20 protein-coding genes are annotated in these 22,157 nt (G+C 46.4%); 10 read left to right on the forward strand and 10 right to left on the reverse strand.

Annotation, left to right across the window (positions count from 1 at the left end):
• Positions 1-195: a YnbE family lipoprotein gene (locus M988_RS09730; RefSeq protein WP_008813468.1), complete on the reverse strand. Its 195-nt coding sequence runs from the start codon at positions 193-195 to the stop codon at positions 1-3.
• Positions 188-2,806 carry a YdbH family protein gene (locus tag M988_RS09735; RefSeq protein ID WP_064573881.1) on the reverse strand — a complete coding sequence of 873 codons (2,619 nt, stop codon included), beginning with the start codon at positions 2,804-2,806 and terminating at the stop codon, positions 188-190. The genes M988_RS09730 and M988_RS09735 overlap by 8 nt, the downstream gene beginning before the upstream one ends.
• Positions 2,807-3,052: 246 nt before the next feature.
• Between M988_RS09735 and M988_RS09740 the strand changes: the two genes are divergently transcribed.
• Positions 3,053-4,045, forward strand: coding sequence for a 2-hydroxyacid dehydrogenase (locus M988_RS09740; protein WP_004089812.1), 993 nt, complete (start codon positions 3,053-3,055; stop codon positions 4,043-4,045).
• Between the two features lie 101 nt (positions 4,046-4,146).
• On the opposite strand, the gene M988_RS09745 is transcribed toward M988_RS09740, so the two are convergent.
• On the reverse strand, positions 4,147-4,305 hold the full coding sequence (locus M988_RS09745) for a glycogen synthesis protein (RefSeq protein WP_004089813.1): 159 nt from the start codon (positions 4,303-4,305) through the stop codon (positions 4,147-4,149).
• Between the two features lie 165 nt (positions 4,306-4,470).
• Entirely contained in the window at positions 4,471-5,016 is a 546-nt protein-coding gene (locus M988_RS09750) for a GNAT family N-acetyltransferase (protein ID WP_039186742.1), read from the reverse strand.
• Between the two features lie 208 nt (positions 5,017-5,224).
• Between M988_RS09750 and hslJ the strand changes: the two genes are divergently transcribed.
• On the forward strand, positions 5,225-5,653 hold the full coding sequence (hslJ, locus tag M988_RS09755; protein WP_064573882.1) for a heat shock protein HslJ: 429 nt from the start codon (positions 5,225-5,227) through the stop codon (positions 5,651-5,653).
• Positions 5,654-5,730: 77 nt separating this feature from the next.
• Here the strand turns inward: hslJ and M988_RS09760 are convergent, their stop codons facing one another.
• Positions 5,731-5,994, reverse strand: coding sequence for a putative hemolysin (locus M988_RS09760; protein ID WP_004089819.1), 264 nt, complete (start codon positions 5,992-5,994; stop codon positions 5,731-5,733).
• Between the two features lie 284 nt (positions 5,995-6,278).
• Between M988_RS09760 and M988_RS09765 the strand changes: the two genes are divergently transcribed.
• The 5 genes from M988_RS09765 to M988_RS09785 all read left to right on the forward strand — a co-directional run bounded on the left by M988_RS09765 (position 6,279) and on the right by M988_RS09785 (position 15,444).
• Positions 6,279-6,935 carry an MgtC/SapB family protein gene (locus M988_RS09765; protein WP_004089820.1) on the forward strand — a complete coding sequence of 219 codons (657 nt, stop codon included), beginning with the start codon at positions 6,279-6,281 and terminating at the stop codon, positions 6,933-6,935.
• Positions 6,936-7,244: 309 nt separating this feature from the next.
• Positions 7,245-10,778, forward strand: a complete 3,534-nt coding sequence (gene nifJ, locus M988_RS09770) for a pyruvate:ferredoxin (flavodoxin) oxidoreductase (RefSeq protein WP_064573883.1) — start codon at positions 7,245-7,247, stop codon at positions 10,776-10,778.
• A gap of 450 nt (positions 10,779-11,228) precedes the next feature.
• Positions 11,229-13,292 (forward strand): formate-dependent uric acid utilization protein AegA, encoded by a 2,064-nt coding sequence (gene aegA / locus M988_RS09775; protein WP_008813462.1) that lies wholly within the window; start codon positions 11,229-11,231, stop codon positions 13,290-13,292.
• A gap of 350 nt (positions 13,293-13,642) precedes the next feature.
• The gene (gene ompC, locus M988_RS09780) at positions 13,643-14,785 is read left to right on the forward strand and encodes a porin OmpC (RefSeq protein ID WP_039186749.1); all 1,143 of its coding nucleotides are present in this window, start codon (positions 13,643-13,645) and stop codon (positions 14,783-14,785) included.
• 242 nt (positions 14,786-15,027) lie between these two features.
• A complete protein-coding gene (locus M988_RS09785; RefSeq protein ID WP_039186752.1) occupies positions 15,028-15,444 on the forward strand; it encodes a DUF2000 domain-containing protein in 417 nt (138 codons plus the stop codon).
• Between the two features lie 82 nt (positions 15,445-15,526).
• On the opposite strand, the gene M988_RS09790 is transcribed toward M988_RS09785, so the two are convergent.
• Genes M988_RS09790 through M988_RS09800 form a run of 3 tightly spaced genes read right to left on the reverse strand, consistent with a single transcriptional unit; the run spans position 15,527 to position 17,489 of the window.
• Positions 15,527-15,901, reverse strand: a complete 375-nt coding sequence (locus M988_RS09790; protein ID WP_039186755.1) for a RidA family protein — start codon at positions 15,899-15,901, stop codon at positions 15,527-15,529.
• Between the two features lie 24 nt (positions 15,902-15,925).
• Entirely contained in the window at positions 15,926-16,726 is an 801-nt protein-coding gene (locus tag M988_RS09795; protein WP_064573885.1) for a PhzF family phenazine biosynthesis protein, read from the reverse strand.
• Positions 16,727-16,751: 25 nt separating this feature from the next.
• Positions 16,752-17,489: a helix-turn-helix transcriptional regulator gene (locus M988_RS09800; RefSeq protein ID WP_064573887.1), complete on the reverse strand. Its 738-nt coding sequence runs from the start codon at positions 17,487-17,489 to the stop codon at positions 16,752-16,754.
• 900 nt (positions 17,490-18,389) lie between these two features.
• Between M988_RS09800 and M988_RS09805 the strand changes: the two genes are divergently transcribed.
• The 3 genes from M988_RS09805 to M988_RS09810 all read left to right on the forward strand — a co-directional run bounded on the left by M988_RS09805 (position 18,390) and on the right by M988_RS09810 (position 20,567).
• On the forward strand, positions 18,390-18,737 hold the full coding sequence (locus M988_RS09805; RefSeq protein ID WP_064573893.1) for a DUF3024 domain-containing protein: 348 nt from the start codon (positions 18,390-18,392) through the stop codon (positions 18,735-18,737).
• Positions 18,738-19,062: 325 nt separating this feature from the next.
• Positions 19,063-19,209, forward strand: a complete 147-nt coding sequence (locus M988_RS23300) for a putative hemolysin (RefSeq protein ID WP_346211206.1) — start codon at positions 19,063-19,065, stop codon at positions 19,207-19,209.
• 257 nt (positions 19,210-19,466) lie between these two features.
• Entirely contained in the window at positions 19,467-20,567 is a 1,101-nt protein-coding gene (locus M988_RS09810; RefSeq protein WP_064574026.1) for an acyltransferase family protein, read from the forward strand.
• A gap of 71 nt (positions 20,568-20,638) precedes the next feature.
• Here the strand turns inward: M988_RS09810 and M988_RS09815 are convergent, their stop codons facing one another.
• Positions 20,639-21,211: a tail fiber assembly protein gene (locus M988_RS09815; RefSeq protein ID WP_064573894.1), complete on the reverse strand. Its 573-nt coding sequence runs from the start codon at positions 21,209-21,211 to the stop codon at positions 20,639-20,641.
• Positions 21,211-22,137: a phage tail protein gene (locus M988_RS09820; protein WP_074388442.1), complete on the reverse strand. Its 927-nt coding sequence runs from the start codon at positions 22,135-22,137 to the stop codon at positions 21,211-21,213. Before M988_RS09820 ends, M988_RS09815 begins: the two co-directional genes overlap by 1 nt.
• Positions 22,138-22,157: the final 20 nt, after the last annotated feature.

A 22,157-nucleotide genomic window follows, 5' to 3' on the forward strand; every position in this document is an offset into this window, starting at 1 on the left:
TTAAAACAGGCCAGATTGGGTTTTCAATAAATTCTCGACGTCTTTGTCCACTTTAATATGAATTTCATGCTCGATCTTGACGTTCATATTGATCGTAATCGGATCTTTAGGTGCTGCCACCTCAATCCGCGGTACACAGCCCGTCAAGGGCACACATACTATGGTAGCCAGTAGCCAAACCTTAAGGTTACTCATGCTCACTCCTCGCAGGGGTTGAGAGGCTTTGCTCCAGCCACTCCTGTAAATTATCGCCAAAACGTAAACTCCGCCAAAGCTCGAAAATATTCTCTTCATGATGATAGTTAAGCACCACCTCACGGTGTGCGTTCTGCTGAGGATTCACCCCTCGAATGGTTGCCGCCATCGTGAGCACCCCTAAATTACTTAAATTCACGTCGGCTCGCGAACGGCTGATCTCCATATAACGTAACCATTCAATCGCCGCTCCTGCCGCTAGATTATTTTCCGCCATCGCGTCGGCCATATCGGGATCGAGCCGTAGCGTCAGCATCGAAGAATTGTTGATCCAACCATTACGGATCAGCCACTGCTTATCTTTCAAATACAGCGGTAACTCTCCGTCAACGCGGCCAGACATCGCAAACTGCTTCGGTTTGAGTGCGGTGAACAGTACGCTTAAATCAATGTCCTTAAGCCGCAGTACGGTTGAAGCTGGCTCTGGCAGGCGTAGCGCATCAAAACCGATATGTCCCTTGAGCATATCAACACCGACGTTAGACAGTACCAACGGCGCACTATCGCTATAAGGATAGTAGCCCTGCAGGTCGGCTGAAATATTGCTCATTTCAAACAGGTTCGACAGATGTTTAATGCGCAGGCTGATTGGTTGTTTAGCGCCTAACTGCCAGATTTCGTTTTTTAAGCGATAGGCCATGACAAAGTCCAGTCCGCTCATCTCACCGTCTTTCAGCCACATTCCGGCATTCTTCACCACCATATGACCACCGGCTTCGAAGCCTTGTGCACGCGCAGCAGAAAAAGCCGCTTGGGCGTAAAAGTCACCATCGCGTAGCGTGATATTCAAATCAGGCGATAACAGGGGTTGGAATACCGCCGTTGGCTGCTTGGCCCACCAAGCCTCTCCACGTAGTCTTTCGCCATCCCAGCGTCCATTGAGCTTAATCGGGCCAATGCGTTCGGCATGCAAATCGCCTTTGAGCAAAAAATGGTCCGGCGCAGAGCCCTGAGCCGCAAGGTTCAAAACCGCATGCGGCAGATACCCCCCATTCTCAAACTCGACTTTGCGGGTATCGAGGATAAATGCGCCGTTGAATTTTGGCTGTTGTTCATCACGAACCCACTCGACGGGCTGCCCGATGGAAAGCCGTGGCTTCATTACCGTCATCATACCGTAATGAATCTTATCGAATCCGGTAGAAAGCTGGGTCAAGCGTATCGCATTACCGATCCACTCCCCGCGCCCACCGACGTCCCACTTAGCGGCAAGCGGTGGCAGATCGCCATTGCCCCAATATTGCCACTGCCAACGTCCTTGGTCGGGAAGAAATTGTGCCGCCTGCCCGTCAAGGTGAAGTTTGAAGCTTCCCCAATAGCTATCTTTTACGCGCATGATGGCCTGAAGACGCCCTGTGACACCTTCCGCGTTGAGCTTAATTCCGGCCAACGGCCAGCGAATTTCTTGCAACGTGGTTTGAGCATCCAGCTTGCCCCATGCGCGCAACAGCGAACCGCTGTCTAACGTTAGCAACGGATTCAATACACTTCCGGTTAGCTGTCCTGGAATCGACGCCGTTAGGGAAAGGTTTTCGCTATTGACGAGTCCAGTGACCCGAAACGCCATGCTGCTGTCAATCACACTGAGCTTGCCCGGCCCAAGATTAACTACCACATTACCTTTGCCGTGAGCGCCCTGAGTCAGCACATTCATTCGCGCTTCAATCTGCGTTTGCTGGTAGTTTTTATCCCAGTCCGTCAGCGTGACATCAATACCGCCCTGCAATGGCTGCTGCGCATAAGGCCAACGCCACTGCCCTTTGTTGATATGAATCTCGTGGCGGCTTACCGTCCACGGTAAATTCGCTAACGGCGTTTTATCACCCTTAGCAATAATCGTTAAATTGCCCTGCTTGTTTTTCCACGAAGAAATCACCTGTAAAGGCGCATCAATAAATGGCGTTTTCAACTGTGCCTGCATCGCACCGCTGCGCGGTAATGACGCCAGATCCAACGGAATTTGCAGCTCGCCATCGAGCTCAAGCGGTTGATCGCTTTGTGGCACTTTCAGCGAAAGCTTTTTCAACGTGAGTTTCTGCGTGTCATCCAGACGTGCATCGACACTAAGACGATCGCTGCGATAGCGAATGGTCTGTCCATCCACATTGTTAGCAACGCTAATTGCCCCAGCATAATCCTGCCACGGACTGACAATAAGATGGTTCACTGCTATATCAAACAGCGGGAGAGACTGTTGGATTTTATCCAGCTCAAGCGGCGCCGAGGGGGTGTCTGAGGAAGGCAGTTTTTCCAAGCACTGGGTATTTACATCCAGCGTTTCAGCCAACATCTGCCAGCGTCCTTGGTGATAGCGTAAACGCGCCTGCGATAGATCGCCCAAGCGGCAGTCCCCAGCCTGATAGCTCAGTCCTGGGAGATGCAATGCCCCGTTTGACCAAAACGGACGTTCGCTAAAACGTACCGTCGTCCCCGTAGGAAGCCAATGTTGTATAACCGACGGCAGCCAATGTGCCACCGTTAACCAGAGAAACGTTAATGCCAATAATATGGCGATCAGCGCTGCAAATAACCTTTTGAGCCACTTGATCATAATTCGCCTTGCTTTTCAATAAACAGCCGCAACATATCATAATAATGGATGCATCTGAATGAATCGGGCAAAATCCTAGATAAATGTGGTCGTTGATACGATGGCTGAGCTCAAATTTCGTTCAGCGACATCTTTCATTTTAGGTTCAACGACAATACGTTTATGTTTACCCGCCGCCGCTGGCCGCTTTGTTTCTTTTGGCCATTTTTGCTATCATGATCACATCTTTTTGGTGGAGAATCCTCTATGAAGCTCGCGATTTATAGTACTAAACAGTATGACCGTAAGTATCTAGAACTAGTAAATAAAGAATTCGGTTTCGAGCTGGAGTTTTTTGACTTTTTACTCAGCGCTAAAACAGCAAAAGTCGCACAGGGCTGTGAGGCTGTTTGCATTTTTGTGAACGACGATGCGAGCCGCGAAGTGCTCACCGAGCTGGCCGCTCTGGGCGTTAAAATCATTGCATTACGCTGTGCTGGTTTTAATAACGTTGATTTAGTTGCCGCCAAAGAGTTGGGGTTGCAGGTCGTTCGCGTTCCAGCCTACTCCCCAGAAGCCGTAGCTGAGCATGCCGTAGGCTTAATGATGAGCCTGAACCGCCGTATTCATCGCGCCTATCAGCGTACCCGTGACGCCAATTTCTCGCTGGAGGGTTTGATTGGTTTTAACATGCACAACCGTACCGCGGGCGTTATCGGCACCGGTAAGATTGGCGTGGCGACCATGCGGATCTTGAAAGGCTTTGGTATGAAGCTGCTGGCGTACGACCCATACCCTAACCCACAGGCGTTAGAGTTGGGCGCTGAGTATGTCGATTTGAAGACGCTGTACGAAAAATCTGACGTGATTACCCTGCATTGCCCACTCACACCGGAAAATCATCATCTGCTGGATGCCAATGCGTTTAGCCAAATGAAGAGTGGCGTGATGATTATTAATACCAGCCGTGGTGGTCTGATCGATTCTGACGCCGCCATTGAGGCGCTGAAGCAGCAAAAAATTGGTTCGCTGGGGATGGACGTTTATGAAAACGAACGCGATCTGTTCTTCGAAGATAAGTCTAACGACGTTATTCAGGACGACGTATTCCGTCGCCTGTCTGCCTGTCATAACGTGTTGTTTACCGGTCATCAGGCATTCTTAACCGAAGAGGCGCTAACCAGCATTTCTGAAACCACACTGGGTAACATCCGTGCCCTCGCAAACGGTGAACATTGCGACAATCTACTGACCGCTTAGCGCTCGGGGTCGGATAGCGATAGAGACGAAACCCCAGTTTTGGCTGGGGTTTTTTATGGATGATTCAGGAGGAAATATTGGCGTTAAGCGCCATCGTCAAATCAGACCGTCTGGTCTGCCAATAATGCCTGACGATAATGAGTTAAACGTTGATTGAACAGCTCTCGCTGTTTGACCGACATGTTGCCGCACACCTTGCTGGCATCTACCTCACGGCCTTGAGATTCCATTAACGCAATACTACTGGCAAGAAAGTCCATGCTGCCTTCGCCAAAATGACTTCCATCACTGGTTGAAACACGCGATGCGGTAGTCTTTACCATTGTGCACACTCCTCTTTCTGATTATGAAAAAAGGCTTATATGCTGCGCTATATCTAGTATTACCTAGATGGACTCCGGCGACTAAACACTGCGTGCTTGTATTTAAAGCAATTTCGTGTCGACGATCGCATTTTGGCGTTCCATGATGTAAATCATGTTGCCGTGGTAGCCAGTTTCTTTACGCAGCAGGAAGCCACATTTTTCAGCTAAGTGGATTGAACGAACGTTATCTTGGTCGATGATGCAACACACCGGCGTTTTCAGTACTTCATCAGCCCAAGCAAGCACACATTTCGCCGCTTCTACGGCATAACCTTTGCCATGAAAAGCTGGGTTGAACGTCCACCCCATCTCCGGGTAACGCAAACGTGGCTCGATATCGCGATGGTTTTCAGCCAGACCAATATTGCCAATGTATTGCTGTGTGCTCTTATCGAAAACGGCCCAATAGCCATAATCAAAAAGCGCCCAGTTACCTGTATAGCGTAACAGACGCTGCCAAACTTGCTCGGGAGTTTGTGGTTCTCCCCCAATAAATTTTACGATCTCAGGATCGGCCCACATCGCGCACAGGTCAGCAAAATCATCAAGCCTGTGCGTACGAAGAACCAAACGTTCTGTCATTAATACCGGCGTATCGAGCACCATAACATCCTCTAAATATTCGTCTTTGTTGATTTATAAACCGAAATAAATAGCTGAAGCAAACAAAACCATACTGGGTAAAGGGTTTTTATATAAAAAATAAATTCACATCCGATGAAATGTGTCATCTATCACAGCAAACGAGTAAAATAGCGTGAGCTTTTGGAAAGTTACCGCCAATTATTCTGTAAAAATAGTTTGAGGCAATATAATGAAATTCAAAGCTGTATCTCTGGCATTAAGCACGGTTTTACTTGCTGCCTGTACGACTCAGGCACCGAAAACCTTACAACAAAGCGATCTACTGCATCGCCATTTTGTTTTGCAAAGCGTAGACGGAAAAACGATTGGCGGCGATAAAAACCGTATGGAACCAGGCATTGAGTTTGGCGAGAAAATGCATGTTTCTGGCGCAATGTGTAACCGCTTTATGGGCCAGGGAGAACTGCAAAACAATATATTGAAAGTTGAGCATCTAGCATCAACCCGTATGGCGTGTATCGACCCAGCACGCGCAGCGCTAGATCCCATCATTACCGACGTGTTGAGTCAGGGTGCAGAGGTTTCACTGATTAAAGGACAATTGACGCTGAAGAATGCCAACCATACGCTGGTATATCAGCAGAAAGATTGGATGTAACCCAACTTCATCGAATACACAAAGCCGGCTGCTGTTATGGCCGGCCTATTCATTTTTCTAAAGTATGCCCTACCGCGTTAATTCGCTGGACAAGCGCCGCGCACCAAAGCCGATTCACCACAGCGTTTACCATCAGGTAATTGGCACATCCCTACGGAACTACCGTCAAGTTGACTTGAGAGCGCCAGAGTCCCCCCCGCCAGCGCACAGTTTTCAACGGCGGCGTCCGACATATCAATACGCTGATGAACGTTAGCACTGGTTGCCTGTTGTTCAGGTTCACTGCTACATGCCGACAACAGAATGCCCGCCGCGAGCACCAACCCAAGTTTAGCTATCATGTCCACTCTCTCCTCTAAACCCTAAAGACTGTTTATCGATGATCCTATGTCAGCGTATTTTTAGCGTTCGGATTTTACACAAACATATTTAACGCCAGTATATTTTTACACTGAACAACCTGAATACGAAGCGATGACTCATTTAAGGTACGCATACTTGTTTTTCCGACGGACGGGTTAGGCTAAAATCATCGGTTTCAGCAGTCTGGGCGTACCATAAAATAATTATTCGTTTTTACGCTTAATCGTTCTGCAAAACAATAAAATTACAGCGAGAGGAACAAATGATTACTGATTTATTGCTGCGCGTCGTATTAGCGGGTTTTCTTGGCGGCCTCATCGGCATTGAACGCCAGTTGCGCGCTAAGGAAGCCGGCCTGCGCACGCACGTCCTGGTTGGCATCGGCAGCGCCATGTTTATGATCGTGTCCAAGTATGGATTCAACGACATCTTGATGGAATCACACGTCGGCCTAGACCCTAGCCGTATCGCGGCACAGGTTGTCAGCGGAATGGGCTTTCTCGGCGCGGGCACCATTATGATTCAAAAACAAGTGGTGAGAGGACTCACTACCGCTGCCGGTCTTTGGGTCACTGCGGCCATTGGCTTGGTTATCGGGAGTGGTATGTATGAAATCGGTATCTACGGCACGTTAATGACGTTGATTGTGCTTGAGGTTTTCCGCCAGCTTAGCAATCGTCTGATCGGTCATCACCATTCGGTGATTATTCAGCTATTGCCTGCCAGCGTGTCTGGAATTTTATTAGCGTTACAACAGATGCGCCTAAAACCAGGTTATTTAACCGTAAACCAGCATGATAACGATACCGAGCTGTGCGAGATGTCACTGGAATTAACGCTTCGTCCAAAACAAGATATCAGTGATGTATATCAGAAATTGCAGCAGGTGAACGGCGTACATTTTATCGATATTCGATAATCCGCTATCTGCCCCGTCAGTTCTCCAATAAGGTATTTTTTAATCGTTCTTATTGGAGAACATGACAATATGTAAATTAATATTAATTCCCCTCCTTGGCTGTTAATTTCTCGCCTCCCCAATTTCATCAATGCCATGAAACTGACAAGCTCGCTAATTATGCTTTGCTATGATGAAAACATGACGAGACGTGGCTCGATTGTTACTGCTGCGTCCAATGTAATATATCCGAATGATTTCAAACCCCCGCCAATACAGGTTGTTTGGAGGATGACGGGTATTAGATAGTGAGCACAAAAGGTACATTTAATGATCACCACTGATGGTAATAACGCAGTGGCTTCCGTGGCTTTCCGAGCCAGTGAAGTTATCGCTATATATCCTATTACGCCAAGTTCTACCATGGCGGAACAAGCGGACTCTTGGTCAGGCGATGGACGCCGAAATATCTGGGGAGACATCCCACGCGTTGTTGAAATGCAGTCCGAAGGTGGCGCGATAGCTACCGTTCACGGCGCATTGCAAACAGGTGCGCTGGCGACCTCTTTTACCTCATCGCAGGGGCTCCTGCTGATGATCCCCAATCTGTATAAATTGGCCGGGCAGCTTACGCCTTTTGTCCTGCACGTCGCTGCCCGTACTGTGGCAACCCATGCGTTATCCATTTTTGGCGATCACTCCGACGTCATGGCCGTGCGTCAAACGGGCTGTGCCATGCTGTGTGCCAACAGCGTGCAGGAAGCGCAGGACTTTGCGCTTATTGCCCACATGGCAACGCTCAATAGTCGCGTACCCTTTATTCATTTCTTTGATGGTTTCCGAACCTCGCATGAAATCAATAAAATTGTCCCGCTGTCTGACGATACGCTGAGAACACTGCTACCCCAATCAGCGATTGATGCCCACCGAGCCCGGGCGCTAACGCCTGACCATCCGGTGATCCGCGGTACATCAGCGAATCCCGATACCTATTTCCAATCCCGTGAGGCGACTAACCCTTACTACGACGCGACCTATCAACATGTCGCCGACGCCATGCAGGCGTTTGGGGACGTTACCGGCCGCCACTACCAGCCTTTCGAATATTATGGTCATCCCGAAGCCGAGCGCGTCGTTATCCTGATGGGCTCCGCCATCGGCACCTGTGAAGAAGTTGTCGACACTCTTCTTAGCCGTAATGAAAAAGTCGGTGTGCTCAAGGTGCGTTTGTTCCGCCCCTTCTCTGCACAACAGTTACTGAAGGTGCTGCCGGACTCCGCCATGCGGATTGCCGTTCTGGATCGTACCAAAGAGCCAGGCGCATTAGCCGAACCACTTTATCTGGATGTCATGACTGCACTAGCGGAGTCATTTAGTCGTGGCGAACGCAACACCCTGCCACGCGTTATTGGCGGTCGTTATGGCCTCTCATCGAAAGAGTTTGGCCCCGACTGTGCGTTGGCCGTCTTCAATGAATTGAAGCTGGAAAATCCACGTCCACGCTTTACCGTGGGGATATTCGATGACGTTACTGGGCTCTCTTTGCCGCTCAGCGACGAACTGTTGCCACAACGTACTCGCTTAGAAGCGCTGTTCTATGGTTTAGGCAGCGACGGCACCGTTTCTGCGACCAAGAACAATATCAAGATTATCGGTAATAGCACCCCGCTGTTTGCCCAGGGCTATTTTGTTTACGACTCCAAGAAAGCCGGTGGGTTAACGGTTTCCCATCTGCGGGTGAGCGACAACCCGATTAATTCAGCCTACTTGATCAACCAAGCCGATTTTATTGGCTGTCATCAATGGCAGTTTATTGAAAAATATCAAATGGTTGAACACCTAAAAACGGGTGGCATCTTCCTTATCAATACCCCTTACAGCGCGGATGAAATCTGGCACAACCTACCCCGCGATGTCCAAGCACTGCTTCATCAGCGTCAGGCGCAGGTGTATATCATTAACGCGGCAAAAATTGCCCGTGAATGCAAACTCGGCGCGCGCATCAATACCGTTATGCAGATGGCGTTCTTCCATCTTACGGGCGTATTGCCAAGTGATGATGCGTTGAAATTGCTGCAGGATGCGATCACCCGCAGTTACAGCAGCAAAGGGAATGAAATCGTTGAACGCAACTGGCAGGCACTTGCCGCATCGCGGGCAGCGCTAACAGAAATTCCGCTACAGCCCATTGATGACACTAGCAGCCTGCGCCCACCGGTCGTTTCCGATGACGCACCAGACTTCGTTAAAACGGTTACTGCCGCCATGCTGGCGGGTCTTGGTGATGCCTTACCGGTTTCCGCATTCCCACCCGATGGCACATGGCCAACCGGCACGACGCGTTGGGAAAAACGCAATATCGCCGAAGAAATCCCTATCTGGGAAGCGCCACTGTGTACCCAGTGTAATCACTGCGTTGCCGCGTGCCCGCACTCGGCTATTCGCGCCAAAGTCGTGATGCCGGAAGCCATGGAACATGCGCCGGACTCATTACACTCATTGGATGTCAAAGCACGCGATATGCGTGGGCAAAAATATGTGCTGCAGGTCGCCCCAGAGGATTGCACCGGCTGTAACCTTTGTGTTGAAGTCTGCCCAGCTAAAGATCGCCAAAATCCTGAGATAAAAGCGATCAATATGAAGTCCCGACTTGACCATCTCGCCGAGGAAAAAGAAAACTTTGATTTCTTCCTCGACCTACCGGAAATCGATCGCAGCAAAATCGAGCGAATCGATATTCGCACCTCACAGCTGATTTCACCGCTGTTTGAATACTCTGGCGCATGCTCTGGCTGTGGCGAAACGCCGTACATCAAATTACTCACCCAACTGTATGGCGACCGTTTATTAATCGCCAACGCCACCGGCTGTTCATCTATCTATGGCGGTAACTTGCCCACCACGCCGTATACCACTAACGCCGACGGACGTGGTCCTGCTTGGGCAAACTCACTGTTTGAGGATAATGCTGAGTTTGGCCTCGGTTTCCGCTTGACGATCGATCAGCATCGCCAGCGCGTGAATCGCCTACTCGATAGTCTGGCAGAACAGTTGCCGCAGGAACTGCTGAATGAATTACGCCAACCGGATCTCCCCATTGAAGAGCGCCGCATTCAGGTTGAAAAACTGCGTGTAGAACTGCAAAACATCGACTCTGATGATGCTCGTCAGTTGATCACGGATGCAGACTATCTGGTAGATAAATCGGTTTGGTTGATTGGTGGCGATGGCTGGGCTTATGACATCGGCTTTGGTGGACTCGACCATGTGTTGAGTCTGACGGAAAACATCAATGTTCTGGTGCTCGATACACAATGCTATTCCAATACCGGCGGTCAACAGTCCAAAGCAACACCATTAGGCGCGGTGACCAAATTTGGCGAGCATGGAAAGCGCAAAGCGCGTAAAGATTTGGGCGTTAGCATGATGATGTATGGTCATGTGTATGTCGCGCAAATTTCTCTCGGTGCTCAGCTAAACCAAACGGTAAAGGCTATTCAGGAAGCCGAAGCCTATCCTGGCCCTTCCCTGATCATTGCTTACAGTCCATGTGAGGAACATGGCTATGATCTGGCCTACAGCCACGAACAGATGAAGCAGCTCACTGCGACTGGGTTCTGGCCACTGTATCGCTTTGACCCGCGCCGCAGCGATGAAGGTAAACTGCCGTTGGCGCTTGACTCTCGGCCACCATCGATTGATCTGGCCGATACCTTGCTAAAAGAGCAGCGTTTCCGCCGCTTGAACACGCAGGAGCCGGAAGTTGCCCAACAACTGTATCGCGATGCAACTGCCGATCTGAAGAAACGCTTTGAGTTCTTAAGCCAGTTGGCGGGAAAACCTCTGTCTGACGATACGGAATAACGCTCAGTTAGGCGGTTATATTAAAAGCGGTGCCTCCATTGGCGCCGCTTTTTTATTAATGCAGGTTTATTAATACATTGGCGCCAACGAATAAGAATACATCCCCGATCCGCACTATTCCGATAAACGGTTTCACCAATAAGCTATTTTCACTAAAAGCGTTCATCTAGATATACGCTCACATTATCAATAGTCACAACCTTGATAAGTTGTATGTGTCATTTTGATATTGCGTGGAGAACAATCAGAAATATACCGCTATTAAAAATTGACTCAGCGCATCTTAGCTAAGGCACTGCTGATGTTTTAACCAGTCACGCCAGAATAAATGTGATACGTTGCACAATTGGCTATTTCCTTAGCCTTCAATAAGTCATTTTCCCTAATCTTTGCATGCTATGTGCATAACCGGAACAAACTTATAATTAACCGGATGTGGGTGAGGTCGTTATGAATCGATTTGTTATTGCTGATGCTAAGAACTGCATCGGTTGCCGTGCCTGTGAAGTTGCCTGTGTAATGGCTCACAACCATGGTGAACATGTGCTGACTCCCGCACAATTCCAGCCAAGGATCCATGTGCTCAAAATTGAGCATAAACACACCGCCGTATTATGCCGCCATTGTGAAGATGCACCTTGCGCTAACGTGTGCCCCAATCACGCCATTGAGAAACGTGATGACAGCATTCAGGTTATTCAGGAAAAATGTATCGGCTGTAAAACCTGCGTCGTCGCATGTCCTTTCGGCGCAATGGAAGTGATTACACACCCAGCGCCTAGCGAAACCCAACCCGATGGCGTATTCGCTAACGCACATAAATGTGATTTATGTGCCGGTGTTGCAGATGAACCCTCTTGCGTCGCCAGTTGCCCAAGCAATGCGCTAAAACTGATTGACGATCATGTACTCAACAATCTTCGTCATCAGCGCCAACTGCGCGCCATGATGAATGACGATTCAGGTTTACTCTTCGACGGTAGCGCCAGTAAAACGATTCAGTCTGCGCCCCCCATTATCATGCCCGCCACCAGCGCTAAAACGAAAGGTAAAACCAGCAAAGTTCCACAGATGCTGAATACGCCAGCGCGCCACGATCCGGTGAAAAAACCGATTGCGATCCGTAAGGCACAATTCGTAGAAATTTATCCGACGTTTACTCAAGAAGAAGCCAGTGGTCAAGCAAGCCGCTGCCTCTCATGCGGCAGCCACAGCGTTTGCGAATGGACCTGTCCTTTGCACAACCGCATTCCGCACTGGGTAAAATTGGTGAAAGAAGGCAGGATTTTGGAAGCCGTAGAGCTTTCTCATCAAACCAACTGTCTCCCAGAAGTGACCGGCCGTGTATGTCCACAAGATCGCCTTTGCGAAGGCTCTTGCACGTTAGGCAACGAGTTTGGCGCCGTCACGGTGGGCAATATCGAACGCTTCATTTCAGACAAAGCATTTGAAATGGGCTGGACGCCCGATCTTTCATACGTCAAGCCCGTTGATAAACGCGTTGCCATTATCGGTGCTGGCCCTGCTGGATTAGGGTGTGCCGATATTCTTGCCCGTAACGGTATCAAGGCGGTGGTCTTCGACCGTCATCCTGAAATCGGTGGCCTGCTCACTTTTGGTATTCCATCTTTCAAACTGGATAAATCTATTCTCGCGCATCGCCGTGAGATCTTTAGCGCCATGGGTATTGAGTTCCGCTTGAACACGGAAATTGGCCGCGATATTACGTTAACCGAGCTATTAGACGAGTATGATGCCGTGTTTGTTGGCACGGGTACCTATCAATCTATGAAAGCGGGCTTGGAAAATGAAGACGCAGACGGCGTTCATGACGCCCTGCCTTTCTTGATTGCCAATACTAAACAGGTCATGGGATTACCCGAGCTCCCAGACGAACCTTACATCAGCATGGCCAACAAACGTGTCGTGGTGCTTGGCGGCGGAGATACCGCGATGGACTGCGTGCGGACATCCATTCGCCACGGTGCTGAAACGGTAACTTGTGCTTACCGTCGCGATGAAGCCAACATGCCAGGCTCCAAGAAAGAAGTCAAAAATGCGCGTGAGGAAGGCGTCGAGTTCGAATTTAACGTGCAGCCACTGAGCATTGAAATTGATGACGAAGGCAAAGTCACGGGTATTCGGATGCTGAGAACCGTCATGGGTGAACCTGACGCAGCCGGTCGCCGTCGCCCTAAACCCGTTCCTGGGTCTGAGTTTGTGATGCCTGCCGATGCTGTGGTTATCGCTTTCGGCTTTAACCCCCACAAAATGCCGTGGCTTGAGTCTGAAAATGTGAAACTAGACAAATGGGGACGCATTGTCGCCAGCGTTGAAACCACAGTTCCATATCAAACCAGCAATAAAAAAATATTTGCAGGTGGTGATGCGGTGCGTGGCGCTGACCTAGTTGTAACAGCGATTGCTGAGGGTCGTCATGCCGCAGACGGCATAATGCAGTATCTACATGTCCCTGTTCAGCGCCCAACAATAACCCCAGAGAATGCAGCATAAAATACGTATCAGTATAATTAATACAAGCAGACTTCGGTCTGCTTTTTTATTGCTAAAATTAAAAATAAAGTGTGACTGTAAATGCAAAAAAAAGAAATAAGTGATTTGTAATTAAAAATAAATCATTGCTAACTTAATCAAAAGTTAAAAACTAATTAATTTAATTTAAATATTCACGAAACGAATAAAAATTACCGCAGTCATTTTTAATCTTACTTTTAATAAACTTATTACAAATTACATTTACAGGTAAATGGAACTTAATCGTTAGCATCTAATGGCTGTAATGATTGATTACAACCTATGGATTACGTGTTTTTATTCACACAAAAAATAACTAGGAATTTATCATGAAAAGAAAAGTATTGGCGATGGTTATCCCAGCTCTGTTAGCGGCCGGCGCAGCACACTCCGCAGAAGTTTATAATAAAGACGGTAACAAGCTGGATGTGTATGGCAAAGTTGATGGTCTGCACTATTTCTCTGACGACTCAAGCAAAGATGGCGACCAGTCATACGTGCGTGTAGGTTTCAAAGGTGAAACTCAGATTACAGACCAACTGATCGGTTACGGTCAGTGGGAGTATAACGTTCAGGTGAATAACACCGAAGGCAACGGCAGCGACGGTAACTTTACCCGTCTGGGCTTTGCTGGCCTGAAATTTGGTGACTACGGCTCATTCGACTACGGTCGTAACTACGGCGTTCTGTACGACGTGGAAGGCTGGACCGATATGCTGCCAGAGTTCGGGGGCGACTCTTATACTCAGGCGGATAACTTCATGACAGGCCGCACTAACGGTGTTGCAACCTACCGTAACAATGGCTTCTTCGGTCTGGTTGATGGGTTGAACGTAGCCGTTCAGTATCAAGGTAAAAACGACGGTACGAATAACGACAACGAAAAACTGAGCAACAACTCACGCGATGTTCAGCACCAGAATGGCGATGGCTACGGTTTATCGACCACTTATGACTTCGGCATGGGCATTAGTGCGGGTGCTAGCTATGCATCATCAGATCGTACCGATCAGCAAAGTAATCTGTCCACCGCTCGCGGTGACAAAGCTGACGCATGGACTGTAGGTCTGAAATATGATGCTAATAACGTCTATTTGGCCACCATGTACGCTGAAACCAACAACATGACCCCATACGGTGACGGCGACAGCAATCAAATTGCGAATAAAACACAAAACTTTGAAGTAACTGCGCAATATCAGTTCGATTTCGGTCTGCGTCCAGAAGTCTCTTACCTACAATCTAAAGGCAAAGACCTCTATAGTGCCAATGCTCAAACATCTGCAAACAGCATTGGTGACAAAGATCTGGTTAAATACGTTTCTGTCGGTACGACCTATTACTTCAACAAAAACATGTCTACCTATGTTGATTATAAAATCAACCTGTTAGACAACGATGACAGCTTCTACAAAGACAACGGTATTTCTACCGACGACGTTGTTGCAGTAGGTCTGGTTTATCAGTTCTAATCAAGGTTAGTGTTACACCTTTTCTTCCCAACCGCAGTAGAGGTTACTGCGGTTTTTCTTTATCTATCAGCTGACAATCACTGTTGTTCTCCTTAATGGCTCATTAACTAAAGTCATTTACTTTTCCGTATCTCTCTGCGCTTAGCGCATTTAAAAATAAACACCTGCGCGTTCATGTATAATTTGAATTTAAAATTACAATAATATATATTAAATAGATTATTCAACGCCGAGAGTTTAAAATGTACGAAGATAATGAGATGAAGCTTTATATCATCCTTAATCGCAATCACGAAGTTAGCACATTAATGAATGCGGCCAGTCATCTTAGCGCTGGAATTACCGATTGTGCTAAAGAAATGCTATTTGATGCATATCCAAATGCCAGTTCGGGATTACAAGCCAATATGAGTCATTACCCTGTCGTGGTTTTACAAGCGAAGAACAGTAGCCAACTCGCTAGCGCGGTACAAAAAGCCAAAGATGCAGAAATAACATATAACTTCTTTACGAACACGATGTTATCTCACTCTGCAGAGCAACAGATCGCTGATACGTTAAACACGGAAATAGATAATCTTGATTTTATTGCCATTGCCTTATTTGGTAACACAGAAAAACTGAAACCTATCACTAAAAAATTCTCAGTTTATAAATAGCCACATTTAATTAACCACGACAAAAAAGCATGTCCTGAACCATGCTTTTTTACTTTAATCTCACATAACTTGTGTAATATATTTATTTTTTAATCATCGCCTGTACTTCCACTTCCACATCTAAACCCATCACCAGTTCACAGCTTATTGCTGAACGAGCAGGATAACCATGTTTAAAATAAGTAGCATATACCTGATTAAATTCTGCAAAGTGTTTCATATCGGATAACCAAACGGTTACTTTTACAATAGAGTCCATATCAGAGCCGCACTCTTTAAGAGTTTTGGCAATACTCTGCATAATATTTTCTGACTGATCCGTTACGCTGCCATAAAGCGGCTTGCCGTCTGGAGACATTGAAACCTGCCCCGACAGAAACAAGAAGTCGCCTGCACGTACCGCTTTGGCAAATGGAAACGGCAAATCACTGGCAAAACGCTGTAGGTTAGAAGACATACAATGCCCCTCAAAAGTGAAAAACTAAACAGAAATAATCCCATGAAGATACAGCACCGCTTGACCGCGAATAATCACGCGATCTTCCCCCTCTGCATTCGTATAAAGCCGACAACCTAACTGCCCTTTTCTGCAGCCGCCCTGTTGAGCGCTTAGATCGTCACGCCGAAGTTTTTCAGCCCAAATCGGCGCTAAGCAAGTATGAGCCGACCCCGTAACAGGATCTTCATTAACACCGACGTTTGGACCAAACCAGCGTGAAACGAAATCACAATCGTGCCCCGCAGCGGTTACCACCACGCCTCGCACTTGATATTGCGCAAGCAGCGAAAAGTCTGGTCGTAGAGCTTCCACTATTTCTGGCGAATCCACCAACACGATATAGTCATCGGCCTTGTAGACTTGGCGAATAGGCGTATTTAGGCTCAGCGCCTGCGCTAAACCTTCAGGAACATCAATGAGCTCCGGTTTTTTTGCGGGAAAATCCATCGCCAAAAACTCACCGTCACGAGAAACACTCAGCACGCCGCTGCGCGTAGCGAATCTCAACGTATCCTGTGTCGCACTATGTTGATTAAACAATACCCACGCCGTCGCCAGCGTCGCATGCCCACAGAGATCGACTTCCACAAGTGGCGTAAACCAGCGCAGTTCAATAATGTCGCTCTTTTGCACAAAGAATGCGGTTTCTGACAAATTGTTTTCTGCCGCAATTTTCTGAAGCACTTCATCCTCAACCCATTGTTCTAATGGGCACACCGCAGCTGGATTCCCGCCAAAAATTTGGGAGGTAAAGGCATCAACCTGAAAAATTTCAATTTGCATGATATTTCCCCAAGGATCGTCATACTTAGACGCAAGTTTGGCTTTGACGAATTTCTTCAAGATAGTTGTAAATGGTATAGCGCGTAACGCCGAGTGCCTTTGCCGCTTTCTCAACCCCACCTTTTACGATGAATATTCCCCGCTCCTGCATCTGGCGCACGGCTTGTAGTTTGGCCTTTTTATTCATCACGCTGTTTTTAACGTCGGTGCATTGCATTGCATCTTGAATGATTTCTGCCATCAGAATTTCCATATCCGGTGGCTCAGATACCGGATGTTCAGCCGTCTGAATACCGCTTGACAATAACTGCGCCAGACAGGCTTGTGCCGCTTCAATGCCGCTGATATCCGCATTCACGCACAGGCTGGCAAACGGATGCCCCTGAGCATCCCGGTAAACGACCGTTGCACTGCGTAGTTTTTTACCCGTCGGCGTCAATGTCTCATATCCCCCGACCACTGAAGGTTCGCCGCAGGACTCGTTTTTTATCTCCTGCATCACTGCACTGAAGCCGCGATCGTTTTGTGGACCCGATAGCACAGAACTCCCTATACGGCGCCCAGAAACGTGTCCGTTAACAATATCAATCACCGAGTTTTCCGGATGGGTGAGATCGTGGAGAACCACTTCAGTATTGCGACCAACGACGCAGCCAAGCATTTGCAAAGCGCTACGCAACACCTTCAGCACCAGCCTGCGTTCAGTAATGATGGCAGGATCGGTGGTATCTGAAAGACAGGGTTCATTCAACATCGTTTTCATGCGGATTCAGGACTCTAGAAATAACAGGTTTAGCGAGTATCACTTGATACGACAATATCAACATAAAGTTGTTATTTCAACTTTATGTTGAATTCATGCGGGTTTTGTCTCGCTCGATGAGCATGAAACCAAAACGTTAGGGATTCTTGACGTGCCATTTTGGGAACGAAAATAGAATTCGGATACACCACGAACAAGCAGTTCTATGATGTTGAGAAATGTTATGCCCAGAGCCACGATCTATAGGCAGAAGTCATACTATCCGCTTTCTGCTATCGGTGCTTATGGAATAAAGCTGTAAAACCCACTGGAATTCGTCGCCGTAATCCGTACCATACACGCCACGCAGCAACGCGGGATCCCTCCGGCTATGTGCCATGAGCTGGTAAAATGCCAGATGACCCGCTTACGCATGAAACGACTATTGCCTGTAGGGCGTTTTCCCCTGCGAGCCCCATAACACCGGATACATATTCAATGTCAGAAGATCAGACCATAAGCAAGAAAGAGCAATACAACCTTAATGTATTGGACTAGAAAAGTTAACACACTGAATATCATGTATTTTCATTATAAAACAACCCGTTACAAAACCATCGTATCTACCGTAAGCCACCTCTAGCTACATAGTTAATGCCCTTTTTCGTGCCCCTTTTGATAAATATGCCCCTTTTTATGCCCCTTTTTTATTTTGATACTCGGACATAAAAATATAAGATTTTACGGAATAATCATATTTGCTATCTCAGATTTACCCCGTACAATCTGCGTCTAAAATGTCATAGCATAGCCCTTCCGTCGTTACTGTTAGCCAATATCCTATAGACTGTATAAATAACCATAATCAACAGTTGGTCTTTATAGGTTAGTATTACTTAAGTATCAGTATATGGGGGTGGTATGACATTTAATGATTCTGAGCGTGGTTCAATAAACAGAGTAATGGACAGGTTGCTTTCTCGTTATCAGTCATCTGATAGTAAAGAATCATCAGAAAAGATTACTTTCAAAATTTGTGACCGTGACGTCTTGATCTTCCTGCTTAAGCCAACATTTTATGACCTTCATATCGAGTTCCAAACATTGCCAATAGCCAAAGCTACGTTCTATCCTCAAACAAATAGCTGGGCTCTTTTCTGGATGCGCTCTAACTATGGGTGGGAATTATACCAAGATGATTCACTTGGATCATTCTCTGCATGCGTAAGAGTATTAGAAAAGGACGAATGTAACTGTTTCTTTAAGTAGTAATCTAATACATACAATAGGCTAAACCTAATCCTTAAGCATAGATAGAAATACGAATATTTCTTAATTGTCATTTTTTATTGGGGGTGTTTAATATGTTGTTTGAATCTAAAAATGACAATTACTATCAGAATCATTTCACTTATAATTGTTTCGTTTATTAACGCCATTGCGTTGTAATCTTGCATACGTCAGACGTATTTTTTGGATTTACATAAAAATGAGGTTTTGTGTGAAATATCTAACCGTTATGACTCTCGCTTTACTGGTATCGGCCTGTTCTCAAAATACAAAAGCTCCAGTGAATGAAAGTAAGCCAATAGGTATGGCTAATCCTGCATCCGTGTATTGCCAACAAGTTGGTGGCACCCTTGAAATGGTACAAACTGATTCTGGAACAGTCGGATACTGCCACCTTCCTACGGGGGAAAAAATTGAGGAGTGGACACTATTCCACCGCGATAATAAATGACAAGATAAGCTTTTTATTGCAGTGACTGCAACACATTACTAAACTTGCATATGCGCCAGAGCGATCGATTGCTCGGCGCGATACGTTTGGCCTACATTTTAACTTCATCGAGCTCGTTTTTCTCCTGCTACGGATCTAGTATAAAGAAGTAGTTCCAACTTCCTATACCGAATGGTAGCTGATAAAGTGCGTGACTAAGAAAACATTAAGCCTCAGCAGGGGCTTTGATGACAAAATAGATTATTTTTTGGTGCATGATGAAAAATAAAATTAAATCAATCCAGATACTACGTGGTCTCGCGGCATTGTCGGTAGTAATGTTCCACTATCGTTTTTATTTGGTTCCTACTGGGAGCAGCATGGCTGTACCAGATAAGCTTTTTGGCTGGGGAGCATTTGGGGTTGATTTGTTTTTCGTGATAAGCGGATTTATTATGATTTATGTCACAAACGGTCAAGGTCATGGGGTTCATACAAGTTTTAATTTCTTAAAAAACAGATTCATCCGCATATTACCAACATATTATATTTTATTGTTATTTGCTTTCTTAAGTAGTGGAGCCATGAGCATATTCCACTATCCTGAAAAAGTAGAGAATTTAATTAGTGCTCTAACATTTAGACCATACATTATTGATAATCCGCCCTTTTATACAACTGGGGGTGGAATATATAATATAAGATGGACAATCAACTATGAACTTTACTTTTACTTGGCGTTTTCTGTTTGCCTTCTAATAAAACCACGTTTTCTCGCGTTATGCTCATGGTTTTTGCTTCCCATAGTTCTCGCTTTTTTCTCAAAAGAGGATATTACGCTTTCAGTCGCAGGATATCATTATAGTTCAATCATGTTAAGATTTATCACCAACCCTATTATCTTTGAATTTGGAATCGGTGTTTTAGCTGGATACACTTTTTTGTATCTCAGAGATAAAATTTCGCTTAATAGCTTTTGCCTTCCATTACTTGTTACGTTATTAATTGCTTATGGATTATTTACCAGAACGTTAAAGACACATGACCTAATATCATCATTATCCTATTTCCTTCTAATTTTGACTTTCGCATTATCCAATAGCATAATTATGCGACATAAGCTTATTATGTCTCCTTTGGTGAAGTTAGGTGATATTTCATTTTCTCTCTACTTAATACACAACCCAGTTACCTATCTCATTTTTTGGAATCTTAAAAAAACACATCCAGAAATCATCAGCACATACTTTGGCTTCTTTATCATGATCATCACCGCGATAGTTTTTGCTTGGTTATCTCATAGATATATAGAGGTAAAGTTAACAGGAAAAATACGCTCATACTTAAGTAGGGGTAAAACTCCGCCTCAAGCTATATAACAGATATAAACGCTCATACATAACCGAGGCTGTAAATTTTGCTTCGGTTATGTAGTTTTTAGAATATATTATTACTCAGCGGGTTGCTCAGGCCATTCAGGTAATCTTAAGTCTACATCCTTGACTGCTTGAATGTAATCAAGCCACTTTTGCAAATTATCTTTGTTCTCATCGGTAATCGAGCCCAGTAGCAGTTCAGTTTGCCACTCTCCGATAACCTCACGCGCATCAGATATAAGTTGGCGTTGTTTTAATGCAGCCTCAGCTTGTTTTGCATTATTTTCAGCTTCTTCATCTTTCACCCATGCTTGACCGTCCCATTTTTCATACTGACCAGAGGGCGCTATGGATACGGTATTTTCAGGTAATTCACCGATATCTGAAATAAAAATAGCCTCCCCAGTCATCGTGCTATAAACCGTTTCATCACGGTGATCTTCCTTTATAGTCCATGTTTGTTCTTTATCATCAAATATTGCGACATGCCCTGATGGAATAGCAGGAGGAAGTACAATGGTGCAGTTTGCTGGTAATCCGGTATGAGGCGGGATATAAGCATCACCAGCACCAATAAACTCATTGGTATCTGCGCGAAGGTTGAAAATTTTAATAGTCTGAGCCTGATCGGACATTTCGAATGTCATTATGCTAACCTCACAATATAGTTAAAAGCGATGTTCTTGACTGTATTCTCTGCATTACCCGCTGCAGTTACGGTAATGGTATGCGCGTGCGCCCCCATCACTACTGAATGGTTGTGCGCACCAATTGCAACAGCATGAGCGTGAGAGCCGATAGCGACCGTATGAGTATGGGCACCAATCCCGACTGTGTGGGTATGGTTACCTGCTGCAACTGTAGTGCTACTGATCGACTTATTGGTTGCTGCACCCCCAGTTGAGCCTGCGACTTTAACGCCGTTTGAGTCACCACTAGTTCGTGTATCTATGTAGTCGTGGGTGTGATTCCCACTGGTTGACGTCGTCTTTGTCCCATAATCAAAAGACGAGCTTGTTTTTGTCCCCAAATCGGTCGACGCTGCCGTCTTATTACCGTAATCAAAAGATGTGGTCGTTTTTGTCCCTAAATCTGTTGCGGCTGCTGTTGCTGCGTGCGTGTGGGATTTAATACCATCCTGTTCTTGCGACAACACAGCACGTCCGCTGGCAGGTTTCCCTTTAACTGTCCAACCTCGCATATCTGGTAGGGTGCCCGATGGATAGGCTATGGCTAACTTAAGATATTTCGTTTTATCAAAAGTCTGCCCCTGCATCAGAGCATATCCCTCTGGAACCGTGTCAGAGGGCCACGGAATGGGAGTGCCTACAGGTACTCCAGAGTTATCGTCAGCTGATTTCTGGATCATTTTTTTGATGGCAGTAATAACCTGAGCATCGTTCGTCTTATCAGGCAGCATGTCAGCTGCTGTCAGGACGGCGATTAATTCACGTTGAACCGTCGTAAACCATCCCCCCATTAACTCCGTGGGTAAGACATTTCCGGCTACATTGCCGTCTGTAAATTCACCGTTATTATCGGCGCTATCGGTGAGATCACCAATTTTGAGCATGAGTCATCCTCACGGTTAAA

The organism is Hafnia paralvei ATCC 29927 (genome assembly GCF_001655005.1).
Classification (GTDB): Bacteria; Pseudomonadota; Gammaproteobacteria; order Enterobacterales; family Enterobacteriaceae; genus Hafnia; species Hafnia paralvei.

Bases quoted from the DNA above. Each gene is read 5' to 3' on its own strand.
- M988_RS09765 (WP_004089820.1), top strand. From the start codon at position 6,279: ATGATTACTGATTTATTGCTGCGCGTCGTATTAGCGGGTTTTCTTGGC.
- M988_RS09820 (WP_074388442.1), bottom strand. From the start codon at position 22,137: ATGCTCAAAATTGGTGATCTCACCGATAGCGCCGATAATAACGGTGAA.
- nifJ (WP_064573883.1), top strand. From the start codon at position 7,245: ATGATCACCACTGATGGTAATAACGCAGTGGCTTCCGTGGCTTTCCGA.
- M988_RS09760 (WP_004089819.1), bottom strand. From the start codon at position 5,994: ATGATAGCTAAACTTGGGTTGGTGCTCGCGGCGGGCATTCTGTTGTCG.
- hslJ (WP_064573882.1), top strand. From the start codon at position 5,225: ATGAAATTCAAAGCTGTATCTCTGGCATTAAGCACGGTTTTACTTGCT.
- M988_RS09785 (WP_039186752.1), top strand. From the start codon at position 15,028: ATGTACGAAGATAATGAGATGAAGCTTTATATCATCCTTAATCGCAAT.
- M988_RS09790 (WP_039186755.1), bottom strand. From the start codon at position 15,901: ATGTCTTCTAACCTACAGCGTTTTGCCAGTGATTTGCCGTTTCCATTT.
- M988_RS09740 (WP_004089812.1), top strand. From the start codon at position 3,053: ATGAAGCTCGCGATTTATAGTACTAAACAGTATGACCGTAAGTATCTA.
- M988_RS09810 (WP_064574026.1), top strand. From the start codon at position 19,467: ATGAAAAATAAAATTAAATCAATCCAGATACTACGTGGTCTCGCGGCA.
- M988_RS09735 (WP_064573881.1), bottom strand. From the start codon at position 2,806: ATGATCAAGTGGCTCAAAAGGTTATTTGCAGCGCTGATCGCCATATTA.
- aegA (WP_008813462.1), top strand. From the start codon at position 11,229: ATGAATCGATTTGTTATTGCTGATGCTAAGAACTGCATCGGTTGCCGT.
- M988_RS09745 (WP_004089813.1), bottom strand. From the start codon at position 4,305: ATGGACTTTCTTGCCAGTAGTATTGCGTTAATGGAATCTCAAGGCCGT.
- M988_RS23300 (WP_346211206.1), top strand. From the start codon at position 19,063: ATGGCTAATCCTGCATCCGTGTATTGCCAACAAGTTGGTGGCACCCTT.
- M988_RS09815 (WP_064573894.1), bottom strand. From the start codon at position 21,211: ATGACATTCGAAATGTCCGATCAGGCTCAGACTATTAAAATTTTCAAC.
- M988_RS09800 (WP_064573887.1), bottom strand. From the start codon at position 17,489: ATGAAAACGATGTTGAATGAACCCTGTCTTTCAGATACCACCGATCCT.
- ompC (WP_039186749.1), top strand. From the start codon at position 13,643: ATGAAAAGAAAAGTATTGGCGATGGTTATCCCAGCTCTGTTAGCGGCC.
- M988_RS09805 (WP_064573893.1), top strand. From the start codon at position 18,390: ATGACATTTAATGATTCTGAGCGTGGTTCAATAAACAGAGTAATGGAC.
- M988_RS09730 (WP_008813468.1), bottom strand. From the start codon at position 195: ATGAGTAACCTTAAGGTTTGGCTACTGGCTACCATAGTATGTGTGCCC.
- M988_RS09750 (WP_039186742.1), bottom strand. From the start codon at position 5,016: ATGGTGCTCGATACGCCGGTATTAATGACAGAACGTTTGGTTCTTCGT.
- M988_RS09795 (WP_064573885.1), bottom strand. From the start codon at position 16,726: ATGCAAATTGAAATTTTTCAGGTTGATGCCTTTACCTCCCAAATTTTT.